Origin of the sequence: Pseudomonas edaphica, from assembly GCF_005863185.1 — a bacterium.
Classification (GTDB): Bacteria; Pseudomonadota; Gammaproteobacteria; order Pseudomonadales; family Pseudomonadaceae; genus Aquipseudomonas; species Aquipseudomonas edaphica.
Map to the genome: position 1 here is coordinate 1 of NZ_VBVZ01000013.1, position 25,834 is coordinate 25,834.

Below are 25,834 nucleotides of genomic sequence, written 5' to 3' on the forward strand. Positions count from 1 at the left end.
CGTGGAACAACGCAAACAACGCCGTCGCCGCCACCGCCACAAACAACGGCGGCCGCACTGCCAGCGCTACCGCCAAGCCCAGCGCCAGTACCGAGGCAGCAATCCCGCTTTCCAGCGCCGGCAGTTCCAGGCCTTCAAAGCCGAGCAGGCCGCCCACCAGCATGGTGCCGACAAACGCGCAAGGCAGTGCCCAGCGCGCCTTGCCTTGTTGCTGCGCGGCCCACAACCCAACCGCGACCATGGCCAGTAAATGATCAATACCGCCCAATGGGTGGCTGATACCGGCCACCAGAACATTATCGCCATGCCCGGGGTGAGCGAAGGCAAGGGCCGGTGCCAGCAGCAGGGCGGCGGTTGCAAGAATTTTGTTGAGTCCCATACAGGCTCCTTTTGGGGGTGTGATCAGGCTGCAGTCAGCAAACCCTGACGTTCGATAAAGGCGACGATTTCATCCAGGCCGATGCCGGTTTTCTGGTTGCTGAACACAAAGGGCTTACCGTTGCGCATGCGTGTGGTGTCGCTGTTCATCAGTTCCAGCGAGGCGCCGACCAGGGGCGCCAGGTCGATCTTGTTGATGACCAGCAAGTCGGATTTGCAAATACCGGGCCCGCCCTTGCGCGGCAGCTTGTCACCGGCAGACACATCGATCACGTAGATGGTCAGGTCTGACAGTTCCGGGCTGAACGTGGCCGACAAGTTGTCGCCGCCGGACTCCACCAGGATCAGGTCCAGGCCGGGGAAGCGGCGGTTGAGTTGGTCCACCGCTTCGAGGTTGATCGAGGCATCTTCACGAATCGCCGTGTGCGGGCAGCCGCCGGTTTCCACGCCGATGATGCGCTCGGGCGCCAGTGCCTGGTTGCGCACCAGAAAATCCGCGTCTTCGCGGGTGTAGATATCGTTGGTGACCACCGCCAGGTTGTAGCGGTCGCGCAGCGCCAGGCACAGCGCCAGGGTCAGGGCGGTCTTGCCGGAGCCCACTGGGCCGCCGATGCCGACACGCAAAGGTTGTGTGTTCATGTAGGTCTCCTAGGAACGGAACAGGCGGCTGTATTGGCGCTCATGGGCCATACACGCCAGGGACAGGCCGAACGCGGCGCTGCCGAAATGGGGAGGGTCGATGCGTGCCGCGTCCTGCTGGGCTTGTTGCAACAGGGGCAGCAATTGGCTGGTCAGGCGTTGGGCGGCTTGCTGACCCAGCGGCAGGGTTTTCATCAGCACCGCCAATTGGTTTTCCAGCCAGCTCCACAGCCACGCGGCCAGGGCGTCATCGGGGTTGATATGCCAAGCGCGGGCGGCCAAAGCCCAGCCCAGGGCCAGGTGGGGTTCATCACGTTGGGCCAGAAAGTGGCGCGCGGCGTCGTCCAGCTCCGGTAAACCGTTGAGCAGCTGTTGCAGGGAATAGCCCATTTGGCGACTTTCCTGATACAGCTCGCGGGTCTCGCGGCTGGCGCGGTGCTCTTCGCACAGCTGCGCCAAATGCGGCCAATCCTGTTCGGCGGCGGCGCGGCAATGGGCGAGCAACAGCGGCGCTTCAAAACGGGCGAGGTTGAGCAGCAACTGGTCGCTGATCCAGCGCCGGGCGCTGGCTGCATCATTGACGCGGCCGTTCTCCACCGCCATCTCCAGGCCTTGGGAATAGCTGTAGCCACCAATCGGCAATTGCGGACTGGCCAGACGCAACAGCGCCCAGGCTGGGTTCATAGACGCACGCCGAACTGGTGCAGTTTGGGCGGGTAATTGAAGTCTTCATCGCCATGACGCGAATGATGATGGCCACCGCCATAGGCACCGTGTTCCGGCTGGAACGGAGCCTCGAGGGTTTGCGTGGTGGCGCCGAGCTGTTCGAGCATGGCTTTGAGTACGTAGTCATCGAGCAGGCGCAGCCAGCCGTCGCCGACTTGCAAGGCCACATGGCGGTTGCCGAGGTGATACGCCGCGCGGGTCAGTTCAAAGGCGTTGCTGCAGGTCACGTGCAGCAGCTGTTCAGGGCGGGCGACCACGCGTACCACGCGCCCGTCTTCCGCTTGCAGGCATTCGCCATCGTGCAGCGGCGGCTGGCCACGCTCCAGAAACAGGCCGACGTCTTCGCCGTCGGCACTGAAACAGCGCAGGCGGCTTTTGCTGCGGGCTTCGAAGTTCAGCAGCAGTTCGGCGGCCCAGAGGGCTTGGGGGGCGATTCGGCGGTGGATCACCAGCATCAGGAGGCTTCCAGCTATGAGCGATAAATGAGCTAGAGCAAGGGGCTTGCCAACCGTGTGTATGGGCGGGAAATCCCTGTAGGCAAGCACGGACATGCCACCGAATAGGGCGTCAGCCAATGGCTGTCGCGCTTCAAATTGGTGCGCTATTGGATTTATAGCACCGGATAGGGGCGCTTTTCGTTGAGAACCGTTGCGTAAAGGATGAAATTTCCTTCATCTGTTTCGCACTGGATTTTTCTCGGATTTGTCCTACGTGATTGAAGGATTTGCCGTTCAAAAAGTTACGCGCTGTTTCATTACGATGTGCGCCGTGTTTAATCCACTGCGACGCCGATCATGTTCAAAGTATTTTTGGTTTCACTTATTCTCAGCTTGTCCTGCGCCGTCATACCGGCCTCGGCCAATTTAAAAGCGCCTGTGGCCTTCGAACCTTCCGCCACCATCGACAACGTGATCGATCGTGCCCATGAGTTGCTCGGCACGCCGTATAAAAGCGGCGGTACCAAGGTTAACCAGGGGTTTGATTGCAGCAGCTTCCTGGTCTACCTGTTCAAGACCGAAGCCAATATCCGCCTGCCGCGCACCACCACAGAAATGCATCGATCAAGCGCCGCGACTGTTCAGCGCGAGGCGCTCAAGCCCGGCGACGCGGTATTTTTCAAAGGCAATGGGCGCGGACAGGTCAGCCATGTCGGCCTTTATATCGGCAAGGGCAAATTCATCCACTCGCCCAGCACCGGCAAACGCGTGCGTATCGATTCATTGAGCAACAGCTACTGGAAAAAGCACTACACCACCGCCAAGCGCTTCCACACGGCGGGCTGACCGGGCTTATTCGGTGCTGCCCAGCCCTTGCCAATGCTTGAGGCCGATAAAGATAAAGCGCAGTTGCTGGGTGATTTTCGCCTGGGGCGTAAGGTGGGCAGGCAGGGCCTGGGCCGGTGGGTCGATGATGTCGGGCAGGGTGGCGAACACACTCTTGACGATCAGGTCGGCCATCACATGTAAGCCGTCGGCATCCAGGTGCTGGAGCTTGGGCATCAACGTAAGGTCGGCAGCCAAGTCGCTGGTGATGTCTTCACGCAGCGCCCCGATGGCTTGGCGCACGGCCAGGCAGCCACCGTATTGTTCGCGGGCCAGGAACAGGAATTGCGAACGGTTGGCTGAAACCACGTCCAGAAAGATCCGCACGGAGGCATCAATGATGCCGCCCATCACGAACTCGTTGTGACGGACCAGGCGAATGGTGGCGCGGAAGGTCTGGCCGACTTCACTGACCAGCACGAGCCCCAGCTGGTCCATATCCTCAAAGTGACGATAGAACCCGGTCGGCACAATCCCGGCGGTCTTGGCCACTTCGCGCAGGCTCAGGCTGCCGAACCCACGGCCACACTCCATCAGATGGCGGGCTGCGTCCATCAAGGCGAGGCGGGTCTGTTGCTTCTGTTCGGCGCGGGGCAGCATCGGCGGGCGGGCTTTGTCGGCAAGTACAGCGACGCACTCTAGCAAAACAGCTTCAGCTACGTCGAACTTGGCGGGATGTTGGGGTGTGATGCAGTTCAGATAAGCGTCAGATAAAAGCAAAAGCCCGATCTTCAGATCGGGCTTTTTTCTCGGCCACCACGGGGTTAGCTCTGTGCTTGATGCAGTTCTTGCAGACGGTCAGCACCGCCTTCAACAACGCCTTCGGTGTAAGCGCGTTTGTGGGCTTGCTCAGCACCGCCTTCTACCAGGCCTTTTTGTTCCAGACGATCACGGCCACCTTCAGCAACGCCTTCGGTGTAAGCACGTTTGTTGGCTTGTTCAGCGCCACCTTCTACCAGGCCTTTCTCTTCCAGGCGGTTGCGACCGTTTTCAGCAACGGCGCCTTTGGCGTAGTCACGGTTTTCGTCTTCTTGCGAACCGCTGCGGGCCAGGGTCTGGCTCGACTGAACGGCTTGAGCTTTGTTCTGTGGGGTAGCTTGTTCAGCGGCTGGCAGGGCAAATGCGCTGGAAGCCAGGACCGACAGCAGAACAGTAGCGAGTATTTGGCGTTTCATGATGGGTTGCTCCTTGGGAGGGCGATAAAGTGGGTACAGGGCTAATGTTACTCTCGAGAAGTCGATATAAAAGTTCATAAACACAATGGTAATAATCAACAGAATTGATTGTTCCCCGCAGAGGCTCTAGAACGCGCCTCTCAAGCCCGCGCTTTTGCACCGTGGTGGGTATTTTCGACACGAACCTGGGTAACAATGGTGCGCTGTCGATGATGAAAACTGTCTGGTCGATCAGGAATGTGGCTTTTTGCGACTAAATCGCTGATCGGGTTAAACCCCCCGGCGGTTTGCCAGTCGTAGCCTTATAAGCTTTAGTTTTGCTATCTGTGTTGAGGAGTCCTGTGCAATGACGCGCACTCGTAAAATCGTGGTTTGGAGCTGCGCCAGCTTCGCTGTGTTAATCGCTATCGTGGTCTTGGTGCTGGTGTTCTTTGATTGGAACCGCATCAAGCCGCCGCTCAATGCCAAGGTCTCCGAAGAATTGCATCGCCCGTTTGCCATTAATGGCAACCTCGCCGTGGTGTGGGCGCGCGAGGCCGATGAAGGCGGTTGGCGTGCCTGGGTGCCGTGGCCGCACGTGATTGCCGAAGACCTGACCCTGGGCAACCCGGACTGGTCAAAAAAACCGCAGATGGTCACGCTCAAACGCGTTGAGCTGCGCATCTCGCCCCTGGCGCTGTTGGCTCAGCGCGTGGTGATCCCGCGTATCGACCTCACCGAGCCAAGCGCCGACTTGCAGCGCCTTGCCGACGGTCGCGCCAACTGGACCTTCAAGTTCGACCCCAAAGACCCCAACGCCGAGCCTTCCAGCTGGGTGGTGGACATCGGCTCCATCGGCTTCGACAAGGGCCACGTGACCCTCGACGACCAAACCCTCAAGACCCAGTTGGATGTGATCATCGACCTGCTTGGCAAGCCGATTCCCTTCGGTGAAATCGTCGGCGACGCGGATGCCAAGAAGGCCCTGGAAAAAGGCTCGGCGCCGCAGGACTACGCATTCGGCCTCAAGGTCAAAGGCCAGTACCACGGCCAGAAACTCGATGGCACCGGCAAGATAGGCGGGCTGTTGGCCTTGCAGGACGCGGCCAAGCCGTTCCCGCTGCAAGCGCAAGTGAAAATCGCCGACACCAGCATCGCACTGGCCGGCACCCTGACCGATCCGCTGAACCTTGGCGCCCTGGACCTGCGGTTGAAACTGTCCGGTAGTAGCCTGGGCAACCTTTACCCGCTGACCGGCGTGACGCTGCCCGATTCTCCGGCCTATTCCACCGACGGCCATCTGATCGCCAAGCTGCATGAGGCCAGCGGCGCGTCATTCACCTATGAAAACTTCAACGGCAAGATCGGCAACAGTGATATCCACGGCAACCTCAGCTACGTCGCCAGCCAGCCACGCCCCAAGCTCAGCGGTACGCTGGTGTCCAACCAACTGCTGATGACTGACCTTGCACCGTTGATCGGTGCCGACTCCAACGCCAAGCAAAAGGCCCGTGGTGGCGAGAGCAAGCAACCGGCGACCAAAGTGCTGCCGGTGGAAGAGTTCCACACCGAGCGCTGGCGCGACATGGACGCCGACGTGGAATTCACCGGCAAACGTATCGTGCACAGCGCCGACTTGCCGTTCACCGACCTCTACACCCACTTGGTTCTCAACGATGGCGAGCTGAGCCTGCAACCCCTGCGCTTTGGCGTGGCGGGTGGCAAGCTGGATGCGCAGATTCGCTTGAACGGGCGCATCACGCCGATGGAAGGCCGCGCCAAGCTGACCGCGCGTAACTTCAAGCTCAAGCAGTTGTTCCCGACGTTCGAACCGATGAAGACCAGCTTTGGTGAGCTCAACGGCGACGCTGATATTTCCGGGCGCGGCAACTCCGTGGCGGCCTTGTTGGGCACCTCCAACGGTGACCTGAAAATGCTGATCAATGACGGCGCCATCAGCCGCGGCCTGATGGAAATTGCCGGGCTCAACGTGGGCAACTACGTGGTCGGCCGCTTGTTTGGCGACAAGGAAGTGAAGATCAACTGCGCGGCGGCAGACTTTGGCATCAAGACGGGTTTGGCGACGACGCGGCTGTTTGTGTTCGATACCGAGAACGCGATTATCTATATCGATGGCACGGCGAACATGGCGACCGAGCAGTTGGACTTGACCATCACGCCAGAGTCCAAGGGCTTTCGCTTGTTCTCCCTGCGTTCACCGTTGTACGTCAATGGCCCGTTTATCAAGCCTAATGCGGGTGTAAAGGCCGTGCCGCTGATGTTGCGGGGTGCCGGCATGGTCGCGCTGGGTGTGATCGCCGGCCCGGCTGCCGGGTTGCTGGCGTTGGTCGCTCCGAGCGGGGATGAGCCCAACCAGTGCGCACCGTTGCTGCAACAGATGAAGGAAGGCAAGGCGCCGAAAACCGTTAAGTAAAGCGTCCGCTCCTAGAGGGGATGTGACGCAGAGCGTCACTGGATGCATTACCACGCGGAGCGTGGGAACGATCAGGACCCGGCGCAAAAAAATGTGGGAGCTGGCTTGCCTGCGATAGCGCTGTAACAGTCGATACAGGCACTGACTGTTAGATTGTTATCGCGGGCAAGCCCGCTCCCACATGGGGTTCAGCGGTGAAGCGCGTTACAGGTCCTGCAGAATATCCGCCATGTCATCGGCGTGTTCTTCTTCCTGGGCCAGGATGTCTTCGAAGATTCGACGTGTAGTCGGGTCTTTATCACCGATGTACTGGATGATTTCGCGATAGCTGTCCACCGCGATCCGCTCGGCCACCAGGTCTTCGTAGACCATTTCCTTCAGGGTGTTGCCGGCCACGTATTGAGCGTGGGAGTTCTTCGACAGCAGGTCGGGGTTGAACTCCGGCTCACCGCCCAACTGCACGATGCGTTCGGCCAGTTTGTCGGCGTGTTCTGCTTCCTGGGTGGCGTGCTCCAGGAACTCATCGGCCGCGACACTGGCTTTCAGGCCGCTGGCCATGAAGTAGTGACGCTTGTAGCGCAACACGCAGACCAGTTCAGTGGCCAGCGACTCATTGAGCAGGCGGATAATTTCCTCACGGTCGGCGTCGTAGCCTTCGGTCACGGCACCGTTCTCGACGTGCTGGCGGGCGCGGCTGCGCAGGGTTGCAACGTCGGTCAAGTTTGCTTGGGTCATCTCAATCTCCTGGTGCTAATCCGGTTTTGCGCCACGCTCTGTCGGCGTGATCACTCCAAGTTGTGAGTCCCGGGCAGCGCAAAAAGTTTTATCGGATTTCACACCGCCTGACCGGACAGCCTGGCTTCCTCCCGCACCCACTGGAAAAATGCCCGCACCGGCGGATGCCGCTCACGGCCCGGCACACAGAGCGCGCTATAGCCGGCACCGCCCACACTGACCTGCGGCCGATAGGGCACCAGCAGACCGCTGGCAACGCTTTCGGACACCAGGATATTGCTCGCCAGCACCAATCCCTGCCCGGCAATCGCCGCCTGCAGTGCGTAGTGTTCCTCGTCGTATTCGCGCAACGGACCCAGGCCAAGCCAAGCTTCACCTGCTTTGTCACACCAGGCTTGCCAGCCCAGGGCGTACAGTTCGGAGTTGTGCCAGCGCACACTGATAAGGGTCGGTACCTGGGTACTGGCGCGCGCGACCTGCTCGGGCGAGCCGTACACCGCAAAACACTCGTCGAACAAACATTGGCCGTACAGATGGGGGTGATCGCCCAGGCTGTAGCGAATCACCAGGTCGACGCTGGCGTCCTGTTGCAGGTCGACCACCTCACATTGGGTGTCCAGGCGCAGGTTGATATCCGGATGAGCGGCGTAGAAACGCCCCAGCCGTGGCACCAGCCATAACGCTGCAAAGGCGGGCGTGGTCGAGACGGTGAGGTGCCCGGTGCTGCGTTGTGGGCGCAAGGTGTCGAGGCTCTGGGCCACCTCCAGCAAAGCGCCATGCAGACTGCGAAACAGCCGCTCGCCGCTGTCGGTCAGGCGCACCCGGCGCGGCAGGCGCTCGAACAACGGCACGCCCAGCCAGGTTTCCAGCGAGCGAATCTGATGCGACACCGCCGTGGGGGTCACCGACAGTTCCTCAGCCGCCGCCTTGAAACTCAGCAGGCGCGATGCGGATTCAAAAGTGCGCAGGGCAGTAAGCGGCAGCGAGGCAAACATCTCAACTCCATGGATGAATTGAGTTCATCCGGATTAACTATTGCTCATTTGTCGGTGAGCACCCACAGCTCTAGATTGAATGGCAGAAAGGGTGACCATCCAGGTTGCTTGAGTCTACTCCGTGAAGGGCTTAACAGATGAAAAAAATGCTTGTTGTTCATGCCAGTCCGCGTGGCGAACGTTCGCACTCGCGGCGTCTGGCCGAGTCGTTTCTGGAGGCCTGGCAAGCCGCTAACCCCGGCGCCCAACTGACCCGCCGCGAAGTCGGCCGCGCAGCCATTCCCCATGTCAGCGAAGCCTTTGTGGCGGCCAATTTCTACCCTGAGCCGCAATCATTGCCGAAGGTGATGAAGGCCGATCTGCAACTGAGCGATCAACTGGTTGGCGAACTGATCGAACATGAGCTGCTGGTCATCTCCATGCCGCTGTACAACTTCGGCGTACCCAGCGGCCTCAAGGCCTGGATCGATCAGATTGTGCGCATGGGCCTCACCTTCGATATCACCTTGGATAACCACGGCAACGCGCAATACCAGGCGTTGCTCAAGGGCAAGCGCGCGTTGATCATCACCAGCCGAGGCGGCAATGGGTTTGGCCCGGGTGGCGAGAACGAGGCGATGAACCACGCTGACCCGCACCTGCGCACAGTGCTGGGCTACATCGGTATCGACGACATTCAGGTGATTGCCGCCGAGGGTGAGGAATCGGACAAAAGTGTGTTCCTGCGCGCCTGTGAAGAGGCCGAGCGCCAGTTGCACGATCTGGCCGGGAATTTCTAAACGGCACAGTCATGGGGCAGTCATGTCGGTTGGTCTAGGATGGCGTTATCGCTTCCCCTACCAGGATGTCCGCCCTATGCCCGATTCCCTCGCCACGCGTTACCCCCTGGTGCTGGTACCCGGCATGCTGGGCTTTGTGCGCGTAGGCTTTTTCCCTTACTGGTACGGGATTGTCCCGGCGCTGCGGGCGGGTGGGGCGCAGGTATTTGCCGTTCAGGTGGCGCCGCTGGATTCCAGCGAGGTGCGTGGCGAGCAGTTGCTGGTACACATTGCGCAGATTCGTCGCGAGACCGGCGCCGACAAGGTCAACCTGATCGGCCATAGCCAGGGCGCGCTCACCGCGCGTTATGCCGCCGCCAGGCGCCCGGAGTGGGTGGCGTCAGTGACGTCGGTGGCTGGCCCCAACCATGGCTCGGAGCTGGCGGACCATATCCACGCCCATTACCCGGCTGACAGCGTGAAAGGCAGGCTCATGAGCGCGGTGTTTCACCTGGTTGCCTGGGTGATGGGCCTGCTGGAAACCGGCTATCGCGGCCCGCGCTTCAAGGCCGATCTAGAGGCTTCGCACCATTCGCTGACCAGTGCCGGTGTGGCGTTGTTTAACCGCCAGTATCCTCAAGGGCTGCCCGCTACCTGGGGCGGGCAGGGCGCCGAAGTGGTCAATGGCGTGCGTTATTACTCGTGGTCCGGCACCTTGCAGCCGGGCAAGACCGATCGTGGGCGCAACCTGCTGGACGGCACGAATCGCAGTTGCCGGTTGTTCGCCCGCAGCTTTGTGCGCGAGAAGGGCCAGTGTGACGGCATGGTCGGGCGCTACAGCTCGCACCTGGGCACGGTCATCGGCGATGACTACGCCCTGGATCACTTCGATATCGTCAACCAATCCTTGGGGTTGGTGGGCAATGGCTCCGAGCCGATTCGGTTGTTTGTCGAGCATGCGCGGCGGCTGAAGGCGGCGGGGGTTTAACCGGGAGACCGGGTTATCGTTCATCGCAGGCAAGCCAGCTCCCACAGTTGGCCCCATTCCAAAGTTGGAACCCGATCGAATGTGGGAGCTGGCTTGCCTGCGATAGCGATCTGTCAGGCGACGCCAACCTCACGGCGCACCGGCGTAATCCAACGCTCCGACAAAATCACCCCACCCAAGGTGAGCAAGCCGCCGACCAAGTGATACATCGCCAGTTTTTCCTTCAGCACCACCGCCGCAATCAATGCGGTAATCAACGGCAGCAAGTTGAAAAACAGTGTGGTGCGGCTTGGCCCCAGGTGTTTCACCGAGTGCATCCACGCCAGTGGCGCCAGCATCGACGCCAGCAGGCACGCGTACAGCACCAGTGGGATATTCGCCCAGCCCAAGCCGGCCTTGGCCGAGAACAGGAACAGCGGAAACAGCACCACCACCGCCACCAGTATCTGCAAATACAGCAACACCAGCGGCGGCAGGCGCAAATGCCATTTTTTCAGCAGGGTGCTGTAGACCGCGTAGGCCAGGGTGGCGAACAGCATCATGGCGTCACCCAGGTTGAGCCCGTGTTGCAGTAACGCGCCGAGGCTGCCGGCTGATACCACTACGACAACGCCTGCGAACGACAGCACTGCGCCGGTCAGCGCGCCGAAGGTGAGGCGTTGGCCGAGGCTGATGATGGCAGCGGTCAGCGACATCAACGGCATCAGCGACAGGATGATGCCCATGTTGGTGGCACTGGTCAGCGTCGCGGCGTAATAGGCCAGGCTTTGATACACCGCCATGCCCAGCACGCCGAGGATGAAGATCTTGCCCAGGTTCGGGCGGATCAGCGCCCAGTTGGCCAGCACCGGCTTGAGCATGAATGGGGTAAACAGCAATGCCGCCAGCAACCAGCGGTAAAAGCCGATTTCTGCGGGGAAGATCGAGCCCACGGCCAGTTTGTTGACCACGGTGTTGCCGGCCCAGATAAAGATGGCCAGCAGGGGGTACGCGTATTGCATCGAAAGAAACCAGGTGTGTTGATGAGCCGCGATTATCCCCCTGTCTGGATAGAAGCCTATACTGCGATCCAGACAACCGACCTTTGTATCCAGACAATATGGCCAGACACACCGTACGCCTCGCGGATTTTCGCAGCCTGCCGAGTCCGGTCTACTTCCGCTACTCCGAATTTGCGCCCGACACCGAGTGTACGCCGCACCGGCATGGCTGGGGCTCGCTGGACTATTCGGCCAATGGCGTGATGCGCATGGAGGTGGCCGGCAGCCGCTTTATGTCGCCTCCGCAGTACGCGGTGTGGATCCCACCCAATACCGAGCACAGCTCCTACAACGCCCAGGCGATTGTGTATCGCTCCGTGGGCCTGGCCCCGGCATTGTGCGCGCAACTCCCGCAGGCGCCGTGCACCTTGGCGATCAGTGACATTCTCAAGGCGATCCTCAGCGATTTTGCCCAGCGTGACGTCAATGTTCCTCAAAGTGAGGCCGATATACGCCTGGCCCAGGTGCTGGTGGACCAGCTCAAACAGGCACCGATGCATGATTGCTTTCTGCCTTACGCGCGCCACCCCGGGCTGCTCGGCGTGCTCGAAGGCATGCAGGCCGACCCTGGCGACAATCGCCCGCTGGCGCAGTGGGCGGAGCAGGTGCATGTGAGTGAGCGCACCTTGGCACGCCAATTTGTGCGCGAGCTGGGCATCAGCTTCGGCGAATGGCGCCAGCGCCTGCGCTATCTTGCCGCCATCGAAGCCCTGGACAGCGACCGCAGCGTGCAACACGTAGCCTTTGACTTGGGTTACAGCACGGCCTCGGCGTTTATCGCCATGTTCCAGCGTCACGCCGGCTGCACCCCGGAGCAGTACCGACGGTCGAATATTCGCGGACGCTGAAGATGTAACAGGTTTTGACTACACTGCTGCGTAGGCCGTGCCCCTTTGGTGCGGTAACAGGGAGAAAACTCCATGAAGATGCTGCGTATTCCGTTGTTGATGATGGGCCTGCTGCTGTGTTCCCAAGGCTTCGCTGCCACAGCCCAGCAAAATAAAATGACCACCTGCAATGCACAAGCCACCACCAAGACGCTCAAAGGTGATGACCGCAAGGCCTTTATGAAGACCTGCCTGTCGGCGCCAGCTGCCAACGATGCCAAGACCCTGACCCCGCAGCAGCAGAAAATGAAAGACTGCAATGCCTCGGCGAAAACCAAGGCGTTGGCTGGCGATGCGCGTAAAACCTTTATGAGCACCTGCCTCAAAGGCAGCTAACAACACGGATCCCTTGTGGGAGTCGGGCTTGCCCGCGATGCAGACGCCGCGGTGCATCAGCCAGACTGAGGTGATGCCATCGCAGGCAAGCCAGCTCCCACACTGACGGTGTTCACAATTCAGACCTCTCGCTTGATTCCCTCAAGGCTGGCAGACTGCCCATCCTTTAACGCCGTTCGTTTTGAGGCTGTATGCCAACGTTTTCTCAGCGTCACGTGTTGTTGCTGGTCAGTTGCGTCATCATTTTCGGCGGGCTATTGCTGGTCCTGCCGCTCAAGCTGTTGCCGAGCTTGCTGGCCGGCCTGCTGGTTTATGAACTGGTCAACATGCTTACCCCGCAGTTGCAGCGACTGATTGAAGGCCGGCGTGCGCGTTGGCTGGCAGTAGCGTTGCTGGGCACCTTGATCGTCAGCGTGTTGACCCTGATCTTTGCCGGCGCCATCAGCTTTCTGCTCCACGAAGCGGAAAACCCCGGGGCTTCCCTGGACAAATTCATGGGCGTGGTCGACCGCGCGCGCGGGCAACTGCCGCCGTTCGTCGACGCCTACCTGCCCGCCAGTGCCGCCGAATTCCGCGTGGCCATCGGCGATTGGCTGAGCAAACACCTGAGCGAGCTGCAACTGGTCGGCAAAGACGCCGCCCACATGTTCGTCACCCTGCTGATCGGCATGGTGCTCGGCGCCATTATCGCCCTGCAGCGCGTGCCCGACCTGACCAAACGCAAACCCCTGGCGGCCGCGCTGTTCGACCGCCTGCACCTGTTGGTCCAGGCGTTTCGTAACATTGTCTTCGCCCAGATCAAGATTGCTGCACTCAACACCGCGTTTACGGCCGTGTTCCTCGCCGTAGTACTGCCGCTCTGCGGCATTCACCTGCCTTTGACCAAAACCCTGATCGTGCTGACCTTCTTGGTCGGCCTGCTGCCGGTGATCGGCAACCTGATCTCCAACACCCTGATCACCATCGTCGCGCTGTCGCTGTCGATCTGGGTGGCGGTGGCGGCGTTGGGGTATCTGATCGTGATCCACAAGGTCGAATACTTCCTCAACGCGCGCATCGTCGGCGGGCAGATCAGTGCCAAATCCTGGGAATTGCTGTTGGCGATGCTGGTGTTTGAAGCCGCATTCGGCCTGCCGGGCGTGGTGGCGGGGCCGATTTACTATGCGTATCTGAAGAGTGAGTTGAAGCTGGCGGGGATGGTTTAACTGGCCCGTTAGCTCGTTCCCACGCTCTGCGTGGGAATGCTGCCCTGGACGCTCTGCGTCCGCTGTTGAAGTCGTGACGCGGAGCGTCAAAGGATGCATTCCCACGCGGAGCGTGGGAACGATCTACTCCATTGCGCCGTAACGCTTGCTCGCCTCAATCGCCAGACCGCTGCCGATACTGCCGAAGATATTGCCTTCCACATGCTGTGCATTCGGCAGCATCGCCGAGATGCTGTGGCGCAGTGCCGGAATGCCGCTGGAGCCGCCGGTGAAGAACACCGTGTCCACCTGGGCCACGCTCACCGAGGCATCGTTAAGCAGTTGCGTGACGCTGTTGCGCACACGCTCCAGCAACGCGTCGATGGACGACTCGAACAATGCCCGGCTCAGGTCGACGCTCAGGCCTTTTTCGATGCGGTCCAGGGCCACGTGGCGGCTGTCTTCGTGGGTCAGCTGGATCTTGGTTTCTTCCACTTCCATGGCCAGCCAGTGCCCGGCACGCTGTTCGATCAGCTTGAACAAGCGGTCGATGCCGCCGGTGTCTTCGATGTCGTAGCGCATGCTGCCCAAGGCCAGCTGGGATTTTTGCGAGTACACCGAGTTGATGGTGTGCCAGGTGGCCAGGTTCATGTGGTGGCTGGTGGGCATGTAGGCGCCGCTTTTCATGCGGCTGCCATAGCCGAACAGCGGCATCATGCCTTGCAGGCTCAGCTGTTTGTCGAAGTCGGTACCGCCGATGTGCACGCCGCCGGTGGCGAGGATGTCGCTTTGGCGGTTGTCGTTGTGACGACGGTCCGGCGACAGGCGCACCAGCGAGAAGTCAGACGTACCGCCGCCGATGTCGACGATCAGCACCAGCTCTTCTTTCTCGATGGTGGACTCATAGTCAAACGCGGCCGCAATCGGCTCGTACTGGAACGAGATGTCCTTGAAGCCGATCTTGCGCGCCACATCCACCAGCGTGTTTTCGGCTTCCTGGTCGGCCATCGGGTCGTCATCGACGAAGAACACCGGGCGGCCCAGCACCACTTCTTCGAACTCGCGACCGGCGTTGGCTTCGGCGCGGCTCTTGAGCTGGCCGATAAACAGTGCCAGCAGGTCGGTGAACGGCATGGCCGTGCCCAATACGCTGGTGTCGTGCTTGATCAGCTTGGAACCCAGCAGGCTCTTGAGCGAGCGCATCAGCCGGCCTTCGTAGTTTTCCAGGTATTCGTGCAGCGCCAGGCGACCGTATACCGGGCGGCGCTCCTCGAAGTTGAAGAACACCACCGACGGCAGGGTGATCTTGTCGTCCTCCAGCGCGATAAGCGTCTCCTCGCCGGGGCGGATCCAGCCGACGGTGGAGTTGGACGTGCCGAAGTCGATGCCGCAGGCACGGGCTGGGGATGTGTTGTTCATGTCTTCCAGGTTCCGGTTAAAAAACGGCCGCGCAGTGTATGTCACTCGCGCGCAGATGCGTAGGCCGACTATCCGCTAAATCGTGCTTGAAAGCTGGGTATTTGCCCCCACATCTGTTGCATACGGCTAGCGCCGATAACACTTTGACGCACCCCCAGGCCACACCACTCAACAGGTGCAAAGCAGCGCACGTTGTGCCCCGGGCTGTGCGATCTCGATTAAGGATGGTGAACTGCCGATGGATTTCAAAGACTATTACAAGATTCTGGGTGTCGAGCCGAGCGCCGATGACAAGGAAATCAAGGCCGCCTATCGCAAGCTCGCACGCAAGTATCACCCGGACGTGAGCAAGGAAAAGGACGCCGAAGAGAAATTCAAGGACGCGTCCGAAGCCTATGAGGCGCTCAAAAGCGCCGACAAACGCGCCGAGTACGATGAGCTGCGTAAATACGGCCAGCATGGCCAGCCGTTCCAGGGGCCACCGGGCTGGCAGAGCCGTGGTGGTTATGGCGGTGGCCAGGACACGGGCGACTTCTCGGACTTCTTCAGCTCGATCTTCGGCGCGCGCGGCGACGCCTTTGGCGGCGGCCAGCGCCGTCCTACCGGGCGCAAGGGCCAGGATGTGGAGATGCAACTGAGCGTTTCCCTTGAGGAAACGCTGTCCACCGAGTCCAAGCAGATCAGCTTCCAGGTGCCGCAATACGATGCGTCTGGCCGGCATGTCAGCAATACCGTCAAGAGCCTGAATGTGAAGATTCCGGCCGGTGTGGCCGATGGCGAGCGCATCCGCCTCAAGGGCCAGGGCGCACCGGGTGTGGGCGGTGGTGCCAATGGCGACCTGTACCTGATCATCAAGTTTGCGCCGCACGCCAAGTTCGAGGTGGATGGCGAAAACCTGATCATCAACCTGCCGCTGGCCCCGTGGGAGCTGGCGTTGGGCGCGGAAGTCGCAGTGCCGACCCTTACCGGCAAGATCAACCTCAAGGTGCCGGCCGGCAGCCAGAACGGCCAACGCATGCGCGCAAAGGGCCATGGCTTGTTGAACAAGGCCGGGCAACGCGGTTATCTGTTTATCCAGCTCAAGGCTGTGATGCCTAAGGCTGGAGACGATGAGGTCAAGGCATTGTGGCAGGCGCTGGCTGAAAAGGCCGCTTTCGACCCCCGTGAGCACTTCTGAACGAGCTGACCCGATGAGTTTTCGAGCTTGCTAAATAGTTAGCTCCAGCAAAAAAACGCACTGCATAGGATGACAATCTTTCTCACCACAAGGTTGTCATCCCATGCTCGAACTTCAGGTTATTGCCTCCTCCACGCTCCCGCCCGGTGAACAGGGACAACACTACGAATTAATCAAACAGGCGATCCCGTCCTGCCTGGTCAGCAGTTCACCTGAGCGGCGCCAGGCCCTCAAACAGACCCCCGCGAATATCCCCTCTTGGTACGACGCCACGTCTCAATCGCAGAAGGATCAGCTCAAGACGCTGTTGGAGAGCCGTTGCCACTCCCTGAATGAGCTGGAGAAATCCCTAAGCAAAGTCCAGGCGCTGGAAGCATTCGCCCAGCCGTTATTGGAAGCGGCATTAAAGGCTGCCGGTTATGCGCTGGACGTCAATCAAACCTGGTTGCGCCTGTATGTTCCGGTTGAAGACGCCTTTGGCAAAAAAACCGGCGGTTCCAGGGTCAAGACGTTCTCCTTGCTCAAGGCTGCCCTGGGCAACTTTGAGGCGCGGGAGGCCGAGGACGGTTTTTACGATAGCGTTTCGGGATTTATCACCGAGCCGGATACTCGCGAGCACTTTGAACGCCACACCACGACCCTGAAAATTCATGAGTTCGCCCAGTTATGCCGTGATCTCGATTTGGGGAGTCAATACCAGGCTCACCTCAGGGCGCAGTTGATACCTGATGATGTACGGTCCCGTGCCGAGTTTCGGGATCGCTTCATCCGCCATCAGAAAGATGCCTTCAAGGCGGCGGCGTATCTGGCCTTGCTCAAGGGTGATATCGGTACCACCGATTACACCTTGCTGATGCGTGTGACGGCTGGCGAAAAGCACATCGTGATCGGCAACCAGCCGGTCGGTTACTGCTGCTTGAGCCTGATGAACCTGCACCTGCATGACTGCCTGATCATCGCCCCATGCGCCAAGCAGCGTTATTCGAGCTGGGTTATCGTCTATATTCCTGACCACCTCGAGCACCCCATCAAGCGTTATGAAACGTTTAATGAGTTTCGCAACGAATTGACTGATCACCTGACCGCGAGCGTCAGCCAGGGTGCCGACCGCTCCATGGGGGTACAAACCACGCAATACCAGCAGCTTTTTGCCCAGTTTGTAGCCTATAAGGATCGCGCTTACTACTACCGCAGGCTGACCGAACTCGTGGTGGATGCGCCACCGCAACCGTTCGGTTCACAGGCGCTGCGTTCGGAATGGGGACGTTTACTGACGGCCCCATTCTTTTCCTCCGGCTCGTCGCTGGGGGAGCCGCAACCGACCGTACGCGTTCCGATAAAAGCCCCCGAATTCAATATTCAGGCCATCGAAATCGCTGGCCTCTGGCGGGCTGCGGACTTGTGGGTGTATCGCCATGCCAGTCTGCGCACGCGACTGTTTAACGATGCCCAACACCAGGCCGTGAGCACTGAGGCTGCTGACAAGGCATCGAGTTCAAGGCGTGCAGCCCATTACCTGAGTATCGGCATGTTCGGCCTGAACCTGGTGGGGATGGCCGTGCCACCCTTGGGCCTGGTGATGGCCGGGGTGATGGCCGGTCAGCTGCTTTACGAGGTCTTTGAGGGTGCGGTCGAACTCAGTGAAGGCGACCGCGAGGCAGGTTGGGCGCATGTTACCGACGTGGTGGAAAACCTGGCGACGCTGGCGGCGCAGGCGGTGGCGTTGCGCTTCACAGTGTCACCCTTCATTGAACGGCTCAAAGCCGTCACGTTGCCCGGCGGCAAGATCCGCCTGTGGAAGCCTGATCTTGCGCCCTATAAGGCGCCTGTCGAGCTGGCCACAGACGCCAGGCCAGACGCTTTGGGCCTTTACTCCCACGACGGCCAGTTGATTTTGCACCATGAGGGTGACCACTATCGAGTTGGGCAGGACCCCGTCACTGGGCAGTATCGCATCCAGCACCCCAGCCGCCCTGGTGCGTATGAGCCGCAGTTGGAGCATAACCATGCTGGCGCCTGGAGCCATGAAATCGAGCAACCGCTGACCTGGGACAAACCGACCCTGATGAGGCGCCTGGGGCTGGAACAGCGTGGGCTTGACTCCGCGACGCTGGAACAAGCCCGTATGGCCAGCGGTGTCGAGGAAAACGTCTTGCGCCAGACCTTTGTTGAGCATGACCCGGTGCCTTTGTTGTTGGATGACACGATCCAGCACTTCAAGGCTCATCAGGCACTGACGACGTTTGTCGAGCAAATGAGAAGCAGCGACTCGGCCGTCTATGCCCAGGCGGACCTCACGCTGCTGCTGCAAATCATGCGTCGACGAGGGATGTTGCCTGATGCGCCGCTGCGGGTCATGGACAGCCACAACAGGATTTTGTGGGAGGAGACCTTCGCAGCTGTCCCCAAACGCGTAGTGGTGGTCCGTGACAACCAGTTGGCGAGCGGTGAGTGGCTCAATGAGGTGCTGTTCAGCTTGCAAGGCGTGGACCCCACGCTCCGGGACATCCCTGGCAGTGCCGAAGAGTCGCTGGCGGTGCGGGCCGGCAAGCTGCGTGAACACATCGCCAATGTCGTCGATACCTTTAAGGGCTCGCTGGTCGAAGAGCGCTATCAAGCCTTGAATGCCACGAACGATCCTGATGTGCGCCTGCTCATGGCGACTTACCCCAGGCTGCCAGCGTCGATGGCTACTGAGTTGCTCAGAAGGCTGAGCGTTGAACAGTTGCACACCTTTCGAGATACCGGGTTTCTGCCCCAGGAACGTATTGAGCAGGCGAGGTGGCTTGAGCAGGAAACCCGGGTATCGCGTGCCTATGAAGGCCTGCACCTGGACACTCTGGCAAGCATCGACAGCCAGCGCCTCGCCTTGCGCACTTTGGAAACCTTGCCTGGATGGCAGCGTGGAACGCGGGTGGAGTTGCGTCACTACTCGGCCCAAGGCACGTTGCTGGATGCTATCGGTTCCCCGGATTCAACCACCACCAAGGCCCTGGTGCTCAAGGACAATGGTTTATTCGAGGCGCCCATGCCCAGGGACTTCTTTGGGGCAACCTGGGACCTGTTGTCCACCGCCGAACGCCAGAGCCTCGGGTTCACCGATGCACAGCAGTTGAAGACAGCGATCCAGCAGTCGCCTTTGCCTCGTGAGCCGCTGCGCACGGTGTTGCTGGAGTATCCGGTGCGCAAACCGACGATTGATTCGACGCTGAGATTACTCGGTGGCGGCGGCGGGTCTAGCCGACAGGCGGCCAGTGATGTCGATAGCGATGTCGATTTAATACACGAGAAGGTCACCGATCTGTTCCCTTTGATGGACGAGGAGGCAGTCAATGCGTTTGTCCGCACTTTGGGCGACGACGTCGAGGGTGGGTTGAAACACTGGAAGGCTGAGTTCAAAACGTTTACGAGGGAGTTGGATGCCTGGGTTTACGCCAGTGGGCCGCCGCGTGCTGATGGTTGGGATGCCGATTTTCCCGGTGCGTCCGATATCGCGCGCGAGATCAAGAGTCACTGGCGGCTTATGAGTGAAGGCCCCCTGAAGCTGATGATGAGGGGCGATCTGGAACTACCACTGCTAAGCGTCGACTTCAGCCATGTTGAGGGGCTTGAGATCTACGGTAGCGGCTGGACCGGCAAGACTGATGCTTTCCTTACATCGTTCACCCACGTCAAGCATTTGGCCCTGATCGGTTGCCGGCTTACCGAGTTACCCAGTGCTATCGGTGAAATGCGCTACCTGACTTCGTTGAACCTGACCGGTAATAATCTTGAGTTGACTCCACCAACCAGCCGTATGCTGAGCAACCTCAGCGCCCTTGTCACGCTTGATCTGCGCAGTAACCCGCTGGGTGCTGCCCCCGATGTCAGCGGTATGCCAAATCTGGTGGAGTTGAACCTCAGTAACACGCAGATTGAGCAGTGGCCCTCGGGATTAACCGCATTGACTGGATTGAGACGTGTCGATTTGTCCGAAAACCGCCTGCAGGAGGTTCCACCACAGCATTTGACACCACCGCCTGAGCAGCTTGAAGCGATCGTTCGGACAAACAACGTCGTCATGCTTGAGCACAATAAGTTTCCTGCCGACTATTGGCAGCAGTTCGATCGCTACTGGGAGACCTTGACGCGCACGCGGCCCGAACTTTTGCAAGGCGCCCTTGATGGCGCCTTTGACAGTGGTAATCCAAGGCTCAGGGTCATGCAGGAACTCTATCCCGACAACAGCGTGCAAACTTCTCGGAAGATGATTTGGGCGCTGGGCGAGCGCGCCGATGCAGAGTTGGCCCAGCGTGAGCAGGAATTCAAAGCGTTCAAGCGTCAGTTAAAAGCCTGGAACCTCTCCAACGAGCGTCAGAGTAACGAGCGCGTCGGGCGAAATGAGCGCCTGCTGGAGTTCAACGATCGTGATCGCGCCAGGCAACGCATCATGAGCTGCTGGAGGGCGGGTAATCCCCTCGTTTTGAGCAACGACGCCACACTCATCGACGTCGAACTGGACCTCAGTGGGTTGCGCCTGTCGAGCCTGCCCGACCTTGGCGCGAATTTCATTCGCCCGACGTCACTGAAACTGAACCGCCTGAACCTGCGTACGTCACCAGAAGGTTTCCTGGCGCACTGCCAAGGTGTGCGCTGGCTGGACATGTCGGATAACCATTTGTTCGAGTTGCCGCCTGCCGTGGGGAATATGAACGAGTTGGCCCGTTTGTCGCTGCAAAACAACCGAATCCGATTGACTGCCGAGTCGGCTGCCTTACTGTCCTCGCGAGCGACACTCAGTGACTTGATGCTCAATGATAACCCCCTCGGCCTGACGCCGGATTTCAGCCAAATGACGGATTTGCGTACCTTGCAGATGAAAAATACAGGGATTGATACCTGGCCTGCGGGGTTGGTTGAACGAACGAACCTGCTATGGGTAGATCTGAGCCAAAACAGTATTACCACTATCCCGGACTCAGTCATTGCACCGTCGGATGAGCAGTTGGCGCAGACGGAACGCGTGACTCGTGTGACGGATATCGGCGAGAACCCTTTGACCGAGCAAACCCGGCAACAAGTCCGCGAACACAGCCGGCGCCTTGAGGAGGCTGGGCTGATGTCTGAGGTTCTTCCGAACATGCTACGGTTGACGGCTGATATTGCCCCTAACCGTGTGGCCCCCACAGCTGGCGCGCAGGATCCATTTCTGCGTTGGGCCCAAGGCATGTCCACGCAAGAGGCGAGTAGCAAACGGCCCCTATGGGTGGCGTTGGAGCGCGCTCCGAGGGCTGCCCCGTTTTTCGACATCCTTGAGCGTCTGGAACCGGCGGGTGCCGGCCACGCCGACTTGCAGCGCCGTGTCTGGGAAGTGATCGAAAGCATCACCCAGGACACCGCCGAATCGGAAACCCTGCGCAAGGAACTCCTCGACCTGGCCGGTGAGCCAGGATGTTGCGACCTTGCGGCTTTCTCCTTCAGCAACCTGGAAGTGCGCACAATGGCCTACAAGGCTCGTTTGCAGGCCACGGATCAGACCCAGGGCGTGCAACTGGCAAGGTTATCCAGGGGCTTGTTCCGCCTGCACGAAGTGGACAAGATCGCGTCGGCGGATATCCAGCGCAGCGAAGCCATCGTCAATGACCCCCGCGTGTCGATAGCCGATAAGTTGCCCCATACCCAGCGCCTGGCCGAAGAGGTTGAAATTCGACTGGCGTATCGTTACGGCCTCAAGGATCGGCTCCAGCTACCGGGGCAGCCGCAGCAGGTCAGGTATATCAACTTGGGCGGCGTGACCGCATCGATGCTCGATACTGCCTATGACACGATCAAAGCCCTGGATAACTCCGCGCAAGAGCTTCAGGCGCTGCTGTCCAGGGGCTTTTGGCAGGATTACCTGACCGGTAAATACGCCGTGCAATTTGACGCTCTGCGCCATCCCTTGCACGATCAGCTGGCGGACTTGCGGAGCAGGTTTGAATCCAACGCGATCACCGAGGCACTTTATAAGCATCGGTCCGGCGAACTTCAGTTGCAATTGCAGATTAAAGACGCCGCGCTGATCGAGACGCTGACCCGTCAGGAGTTGCTCGATCATCCGCTGGACATGGCTGAGGGTGTCGTCTCCCGTGCGACCTAAAACAAAAAGTAGCGCTGGGCCATGGGCAATACATCAGCCGGTTCGCACCACAACAACTGGCCGTCGGCCTTGACCTGATAAGTCTGCGGGTCAACCTCGATATCCGGCAGGTAATCGTTGTGGATCAGGTCGGTTTTCTGCACATCGCGGCAGCCCTTGACCACGGCAATCTGCTTTTTTAACCCCAGGGCCTCGGGCAACCCGGCGTCCTGGGCGGCCTGGCTGATGAAGGTCAGGCTGGTGGCGTGCAACGAGCTGCCGAAGCTGGCGAACATCGGGCGATAGTGCACCGGCTGCGGCGTGGGGATCGAGGCGTTGGCGTCACCCATCAGGCTTGAGGCAATCGCGCCGCCCTTGAGGATCAAGGTCGGCTTGATGCCGAAAAACGCCGGGCGCCACAGTACCAGGTCGGCCCACTTACCCACCTCGATCGAGCCGACGATATGGCTGACGCCGTGGGTGATCGCCGGGTTGATGGTGTACTTGGCGATATAGCGCTTGGCGCGGAAGTTGTCATTGCCCGGGCCGTCGCCGGGCAAAGGGCCGCGCTGCTTTTTCATTTTGTCAGCGGTCTGCCAGGTGCGCGTGATCACTTCGCCGACACGGCCCATGGCCTGGCTGTCGGAGCTGATCATCGAGAACGCGCCCAAATCGTGCAGGATATCTTCGGCGGCAATGGTCTCGCGGCGGATGCGGCTTTCGGCGAAGGCCACATCTTCGGCGATGCTCGGGTCCAGGTGATGGCAGACCATCAACATGTCCAGGTGCTCATCGATGGTGTTGCGCGTGAACGGCCGCGTCGGGTTGGTGGAACTGGGCAGCACGTTGGCGAAGCCGCAGGCCTTGATGATGTCCGGCGCGTGGCCGCCACCGGCACCTTCGGTGTGGTAGGTGTGGATGGTGCGACCCTTGAGCGCGGCCAGGGTGGTTTCGACGAAGCCGGATTCGTTAAGGGTGTCGCTGTGAATCGCGACCTGCACGTCATACTCGTCCGCAACGCTCAGGCAGTTGTCGATGCTGGCGGGTGTGGTGCCCCAGTCTTCGTGCAGCTTCAAACCGATGGCCCCGGCCTTGACCTGCTCGATCAAGGGTTCCGGCAAGCTGGTATTGCCTTTGCCGGTAAAACCGATGTTCATCGGGAACGAATCGCTGGCTTGCAGCATGCGCGCCAGGTGCCACGGGCCGGAGGTGCAGGTGGTGGCGTTGGTGCCGGTCGCAGGGCCGGTGCCGCCGCCGATCATGGTGGTGACGCCGCTGGTCAGCGCTTCTTCGATCTGCTGCGGGCAAATGAAGTGCACGTGGCTGTCGATGCCGCCGGCGGTGAGGATCATGCCTTCACCGGCAATCACCTCGGTGCTGGCGCCGATGGCCATGGTCACGCCGGGCTGGATATCCGGGTTGCCGGCCTTGCCGATCGCATGAATGCGGCCGTTTTTCAGGCCGACGTCGGCCTTGACGATGCCCCAGTGGTCGATGATCAGCGCATTGGTGATCAAGGTGTCGACCACTTCATGGGCGAGCAGTTGGCTCTGGCCCTGGCCGTCGCGGATAACTTTGCCGCCGCCGAATTTGACTTCTTCACCGTAGACGGTGAAGTCCTGTTCGACTTCGACGAACAGGTCGGTGTCGGCCAGGCGGACCTTGTCACCGACGGTGGGGCCGTACATGTCGGCGTAGGCTTGGCGGCTGATCTTCATGTGTGTATGCCCTGAAAAATAGGTGTTGAATGTGATATCGCTATCGCAGGCAAGCCAGCTCCCACAGGGGAACGCATTCCAACTGTGGGAGCTGGCTTGCCTGCGATGAGGCCCTAAAGGTCGCCCATGATCCGTCCGGCAAACCCGAACACCCGCCGCCCCCCGCTCAAGTCCACCAACTCGATCTCGCGACTTTGCCCTGGCTCAAACCGCACTGCCGTGCCCGCCGGAATATTCAAACGCATGCCACGGCTGGCGGCGCGATCAAAGGTCAGCGCATCGTTGGTCTCGAAAAAATGGTAGTGCGAGCCCACCTGAATCGGCCGGTCGCCGCTGTTGGCCACGCTGAGGGTGACGGTGCGCCGGCCGACGTTGAGTTCGATGTCACCAGGCTGGATCTGATATTCACCAGGAATCATGCAGGTTGCCCCAGGGTCTTGAAATAGATGGCGGTCGGGGTGTAGCGCCCGTCCGGGCTTTGGCAGTAGTCGGGCAATTCACCTATCTTGGTGTAGCGCAGCGACTGGTAAAAGGCTTCGGCGCCGGAGCCGGCCTCGGTGTCCAGGTACAGCAGGCCGCGCTTGTGCTGGCGCGCGGCGAGTTCCAGGCTGTTCATCAGCTGTTGGCCCAGGCCATGGCGGCGGGCGCTGCTGTGTACCAGCAACTTTTGCACTTCGGCGCGGTTCAGGCCGTTGGCTTTCAGGCACAACGCCAGTTGCACGCTGGCGATCACTTGCTCATCGCGTACCACCACCCACAGCAGCAGGCTGCCCTCTTCGATACTTGCCTGCACGCCGCTCAAATAGGTGCGGGCCTGGGCGTCATCGAAGTCAGCCATAAAGCCGATTGAAGCGCCGTGCTTTACCGCGTCCAGCAACAGCTCAATCAAACCCAGGCGGTAGTGGGCAAAACTTTCAGCATTGACTCGACGCAGTTGCGTAGCGCTCATCGATCTCACTCCTTGGGCGGTTCGGCGCCCGGATTCAACGTCAGTTGCATAAAGGTCAGGTCCAGCCAGCGGCCGAACTTGATGCCCACTTGCGGCATTTGCCCGGTGGTGATGAAACCCAGGCGCTCATGCAGGCGAATAGACGCCTGGTTGCCGCTTTCGATAGCCGCGACCATCACGTGCTTGCCGCAGGTTGCGGCGCGCTCGATCAGCGCTTGCATCAGCCGCGGGCCGAGGCCTTTGCCGCGTTGGTCATTGCGCACGTACACCGAGTGCTCAACGCTGTAGCGAAAACCTTCGAACGGGCGCCAATCGCCGAATGAGGCGTAGCCGGTGACTTCATCGTTTTCCACCGCCACCAGAATCGGATAGCCCTGGGTTTGACGCGCAGCGAACCAGGCCTGACGGTTGGCCAGGTCCACCGGTTGCTCGTTCCAGATGGCCGTGGTGTTGAGCACCGCATCGTTGTAGATGTCGCGGATCGCCGGCAGGTCTTGCTCGGTAGCATCACGAATCATGGCCGGGCCTCACGCGATTGGCTGGTGGACGGTCACCAGCTTGGTGCCATCGGGGAAGGTGGCTTCCACCTGGATATCCGGGATCATTTCCGGGATGCCTTCCATCACTTGCTCGCGGCTGAGCAGGGTGGTGCCGTAGTGCATCAACTCGGCCACGGTGCGGCCATCGCGGGCACCTTCCATCAGCGCGGCCGAGATATAGGCGATGGTTTCCGGGTAGTTGAGCTTCACACCCCGCGCCAAGCGGCGCTCGGCCACCAGGCCAGCAGTGAAGATCAGCAGTTTGTCTTTTTCCCGTGGGGTCAAATCCATGGTTCAAGGTCCTTCAAACAGCATTCATAAAAACACCGCAGATCCCCTGTGGAACTGTCTCTTATACA

General features: G+C 60.1%; 24 protein-coding genes. 9 read left to right on the top strand and 15 right to left on the bottom strand.

The window, feature by feature from the left end; translation table 11 throughout:
• The 4 genes from FEM54_RS01740 to ureE all read right to left on the bottom strand — a co-directional run.
• Positions 1-379, bottom strand: a 379-nt coding sequence (locus FEM54_RS01740; RefSeq protein ID WP_138449237.1) for a HupE/UreJ family protein, incomplete at its 3' end; no start/stop codon positions are given.
• A gap of 23 nt (positions 380-402) precedes the next feature.
• Positions 403-1,017 carry an urease accessory protein UreG gene (gene ureG, locus FEM54_RS01745; protein WP_017136796.1) on the bottom strand — a complete coding sequence of 205 codons (615 nt, stop codon included), beginning with the start codon at positions 1,015-1,017 and terminating at the stop codon, positions 403-405.
• Between the two features lie 9 nt (positions 1,018-1,026).
• Entirely contained in the window at positions 1,027-1,701 is a 675-nt protein-coding gene (locus FEM54_RS01750) for an urease accessory protein UreF (RefSeq protein WP_138449239.1), read from the bottom strand.
• Entirely contained in the window at positions 1,698-2,198 is a 501-nt protein-coding gene (gene ureE / locus FEM54_RS01755) for an urease accessory protein UreE (RefSeq protein ID WP_017136794.1), read from the bottom strand. The genes FEM54_RS01750 and ureE overlap by 4 nt, the downstream gene beginning before the upstream one ends.
• A 339-nt stretch (positions 2,199-2,537) precedes the next feature.
• Between ureE and FEM54_RS01760 the strand changes: the two genes are divergently transcribed.
• Positions 2,538-3,026 (top strand): C40 family peptidase, encoded by a 489-nt coding sequence (locus FEM54_RS01760; protein WP_017136793.1) that lies wholly within the window; start codon positions 2,538-2,540, stop codon positions 3,024-3,026.
• A 6-nt stretch (positions 3,027-3,032) separates the two neighbouring features.
• Here FEM54_RS01760 and FEM54_RS01765 read toward each other — a convergent pair whose 3' ends face one another.
• Positions 3,033-3,665: a TetR family transcriptional regulator gene (locus FEM54_RS01765; protein WP_017136792.1), complete on the bottom strand. Its 633-nt coding sequence runs from the start codon at positions 3,663-3,665 to the stop codon at positions 3,033-3,035.
• Positions 3,666-3,829: 164 nt separating this feature from the next.
• Positions 3,830-4,240 (bottom strand): hypothetical protein, encoded by a 411-nt coding sequence (locus FEM54_RS01770; protein WP_099548110.1) that lies wholly within the window; start codon positions 4,238-4,240, stop codon positions 3,830-3,832.
• 346 nt (positions 4,241-4,586) lie between these two features.
• On the opposite strand from FEM54_RS01770, the gene FEM54_RS01775 reads away from it, so the two are divergent.
• Positions 4,587-6,653, top strand: coding sequence for an AsmA family protein (locus FEM54_RS01775; protein WP_138449240.1), 2,067 nt, complete (start codon positions 4,587-4,589; stop codon positions 6,651-6,653).
• 204 nt (positions 6,654-6,857) lie between these two features.
• Here FEM54_RS01775 and FEM54_RS01780 read toward each other — a convergent pair whose 3' ends face one another.
• The gene (locus FEM54_RS01780; protein WP_017136789.1) at positions 6,858-7,388 is read right to left on the bottom strand and encodes a ferritin-like domain-containing protein; all 531 of its coding nucleotides are present in this window, start codon (positions 7,386-7,388) and stop codon (positions 6,858-6,860) included.
• 98 nt (positions 7,389-7,486) lie between these two features.
• Positions 7,487-8,383, bottom strand: coding sequence for a LysR substrate-binding domain-containing protein (locus FEM54_RS01785; RefSeq protein ID WP_138449242.1), 897 nt, complete (start codon positions 8,381-8,383; stop codon positions 7,487-7,489).
• Positions 8,384-8,520: 137 nt separating this feature from the next.
• On the opposite strand from FEM54_RS01785, the gene FEM54_RS01790 reads away from it, so the two are divergent.
• Positions 8,521-9,162, top strand: a complete 642-nt coding sequence (locus FEM54_RS01790; protein WP_138449244.1) for an FMN-dependent NADH-azoreductase — start codon at positions 8,521-8,523, stop codon at positions 9,160-9,162.
• A gap of 76 nt (positions 9,163-9,238) precedes the next feature.
• On the top strand, positions 9,239-10,129 hold the full coding sequence (locus FEM54_RS01795; RefSeq protein WP_138449246.1) for an esterase/lipase family protein: 891 nt from the start codon (positions 9,239-9,241) through the stop codon (positions 10,127-10,129).
• Positions 10,130-10,242: 113 nt separating this feature from the next.
• Here FEM54_RS01795 and FEM54_RS01800 read toward each other — a convergent pair whose 3' ends face one another.
• Positions 10,243-11,130: a DMT family transporter gene (locus tag FEM54_RS01800; RefSeq protein ID WP_138449247.1), complete on the bottom strand. Its 888-nt coding sequence runs from the start codon at positions 11,128-11,130 to the stop codon at positions 10,243-10,245.
• Between the two features lie 98 nt (positions 11,131-11,228).
• Between FEM54_RS01800 and FEM54_RS01805 the strand changes: the two genes are divergently transcribed.
• From FEM54_RS01805 to FEM54_RS01815, 3 genes are all read left to right on the top strand, one after another.
• Complete coding sequence (locus FEM54_RS01805; protein ID WP_017136786.1) at positions 11,229-12,017, top strand: AraC family transcriptional regulator; 789 nt, start codon at positions 11,229-11,231, stop codon at positions 12,015-12,017.
• Between the two features lie 72 nt (positions 12,018-12,089).
• A complete protein-coding gene (locus tag FEM54_RS01810; protein ID WP_017136785.1) occupies positions 12,090-12,392 on the top strand; it encodes a PsiF family protein in 303 nt (100 codons plus the stop codon).
• A 191-nt stretch (positions 12,393-12,583) separates the two neighbouring features.
• Positions 12,584-13,597, top strand: a complete 1,014-nt coding sequence (locus tag FEM54_RS01815; protein ID WP_138449249.1) for an AI-2E family transporter — start codon at positions 12,584-12,586, stop codon at positions 13,595-13,597.
• A 123-nt stretch (positions 13,598-13,720) separates the two neighbouring features.
• Here the strand turns inward: FEM54_RS01815 and FEM54_RS01820 are convergent, their stop codons facing one another.
• Complete coding sequence (locus tag FEM54_RS01820; RefSeq protein WP_099548114.1) at positions 13,721-14,995, bottom strand: Hsp70 family protein; 1,275 nt, start codon at positions 14,993-14,995, stop codon at positions 13,721-13,723.
• Positions 14,996-15,233: 238 nt separating this feature from the next.
• Here FEM54_RS01820 and FEM54_RS01825 point away from each other — a divergent pair, with 238 nt between their 5' ends.
• Complete coding sequence (locus tag FEM54_RS01825) at positions 15,234-16,172, top strand: DnaJ C-terminal domain-containing protein (RefSeq protein ID WP_017136782.1); 939 nt, start codon at positions 15,234-15,236, stop codon at positions 16,170-16,172.
• 103 nt (positions 16,173-16,275) lie between these two features.
• Positions 16,276-22,290 carry an NEL-type E3 ubiquitin ligase domain-containing protein gene (locus FEM54_RS01830; protein ID WP_138449251.1) on the top strand — a complete coding sequence of 2,005 codons (6,015 nt, stop codon included), beginning with the start codon at positions 16,276-16,278 and terminating at the stop codon, positions 22,288-22,290.
• Here FEM54_RS01830 and ureC read toward each other — a convergent pair.
• The 5 genes from ureC to ureA all read right to left on the bottom strand — a co-directional run bounded on the left by ureC (position 22,287) and on the right by ureA (position 25,766).
• Complete coding sequence (gene ureC / locus FEM54_RS01835; RefSeq protein WP_099548116.1) at positions 22,287-23,987, bottom strand: urease subunit alpha; 1,701 nt, start codon at positions 23,985-23,987, stop codon at positions 22,287-22,289. The two genes, FEM54_RS01830 and ureC, sit on opposite strands and share 4 nt — an antisense overlap.
• Before the next feature lie 113 nt (positions 23,988-24,100).
• On the bottom strand, positions 24,101-24,406 hold the full coding sequence (locus tag FEM54_RS01840) for an urease subunit beta (protein ID WP_012721964.1): 306 nt from the start codon (positions 24,404-24,406) through the stop codon (positions 24,101-24,103).
• Positions 24,403-24,936 (bottom strand): GNAT family N-acetyltransferase, encoded by a 534-nt coding sequence (locus FEM54_RS01845; RefSeq protein WP_099548118.1) that lies wholly within the window; start codon positions 24,934-24,936, stop codon positions 24,403-24,405. The genes FEM54_RS01840 and FEM54_RS01845 overlap by 4 nt, the downstream gene beginning before the upstream one ends.
• A 5-nt stretch (positions 24,937-24,941) precedes the next feature.
• Complete coding sequence (locus FEM54_RS01850) at positions 24,942-25,454, bottom strand: GNAT family N-acetyltransferase (protein WP_017136778.1); 513 nt, start codon at positions 25,452-25,454, stop codon at positions 24,942-24,944.
• 9 nt (positions 25,455-25,463) lie between these two features.
• Positions 25,464-25,766 carry an urease subunit gamma gene (gene ureA, locus FEM54_RS01855; RefSeq protein WP_017136777.1) on the bottom strand — a complete coding sequence of 101 codons (303 nt, stop codon included), beginning with the start codon at positions 25,764-25,766 and terminating at the stop codon, positions 25,464-25,466.
• Positions 25,767-25,834 lie beyond the last annotated feature (68 nt).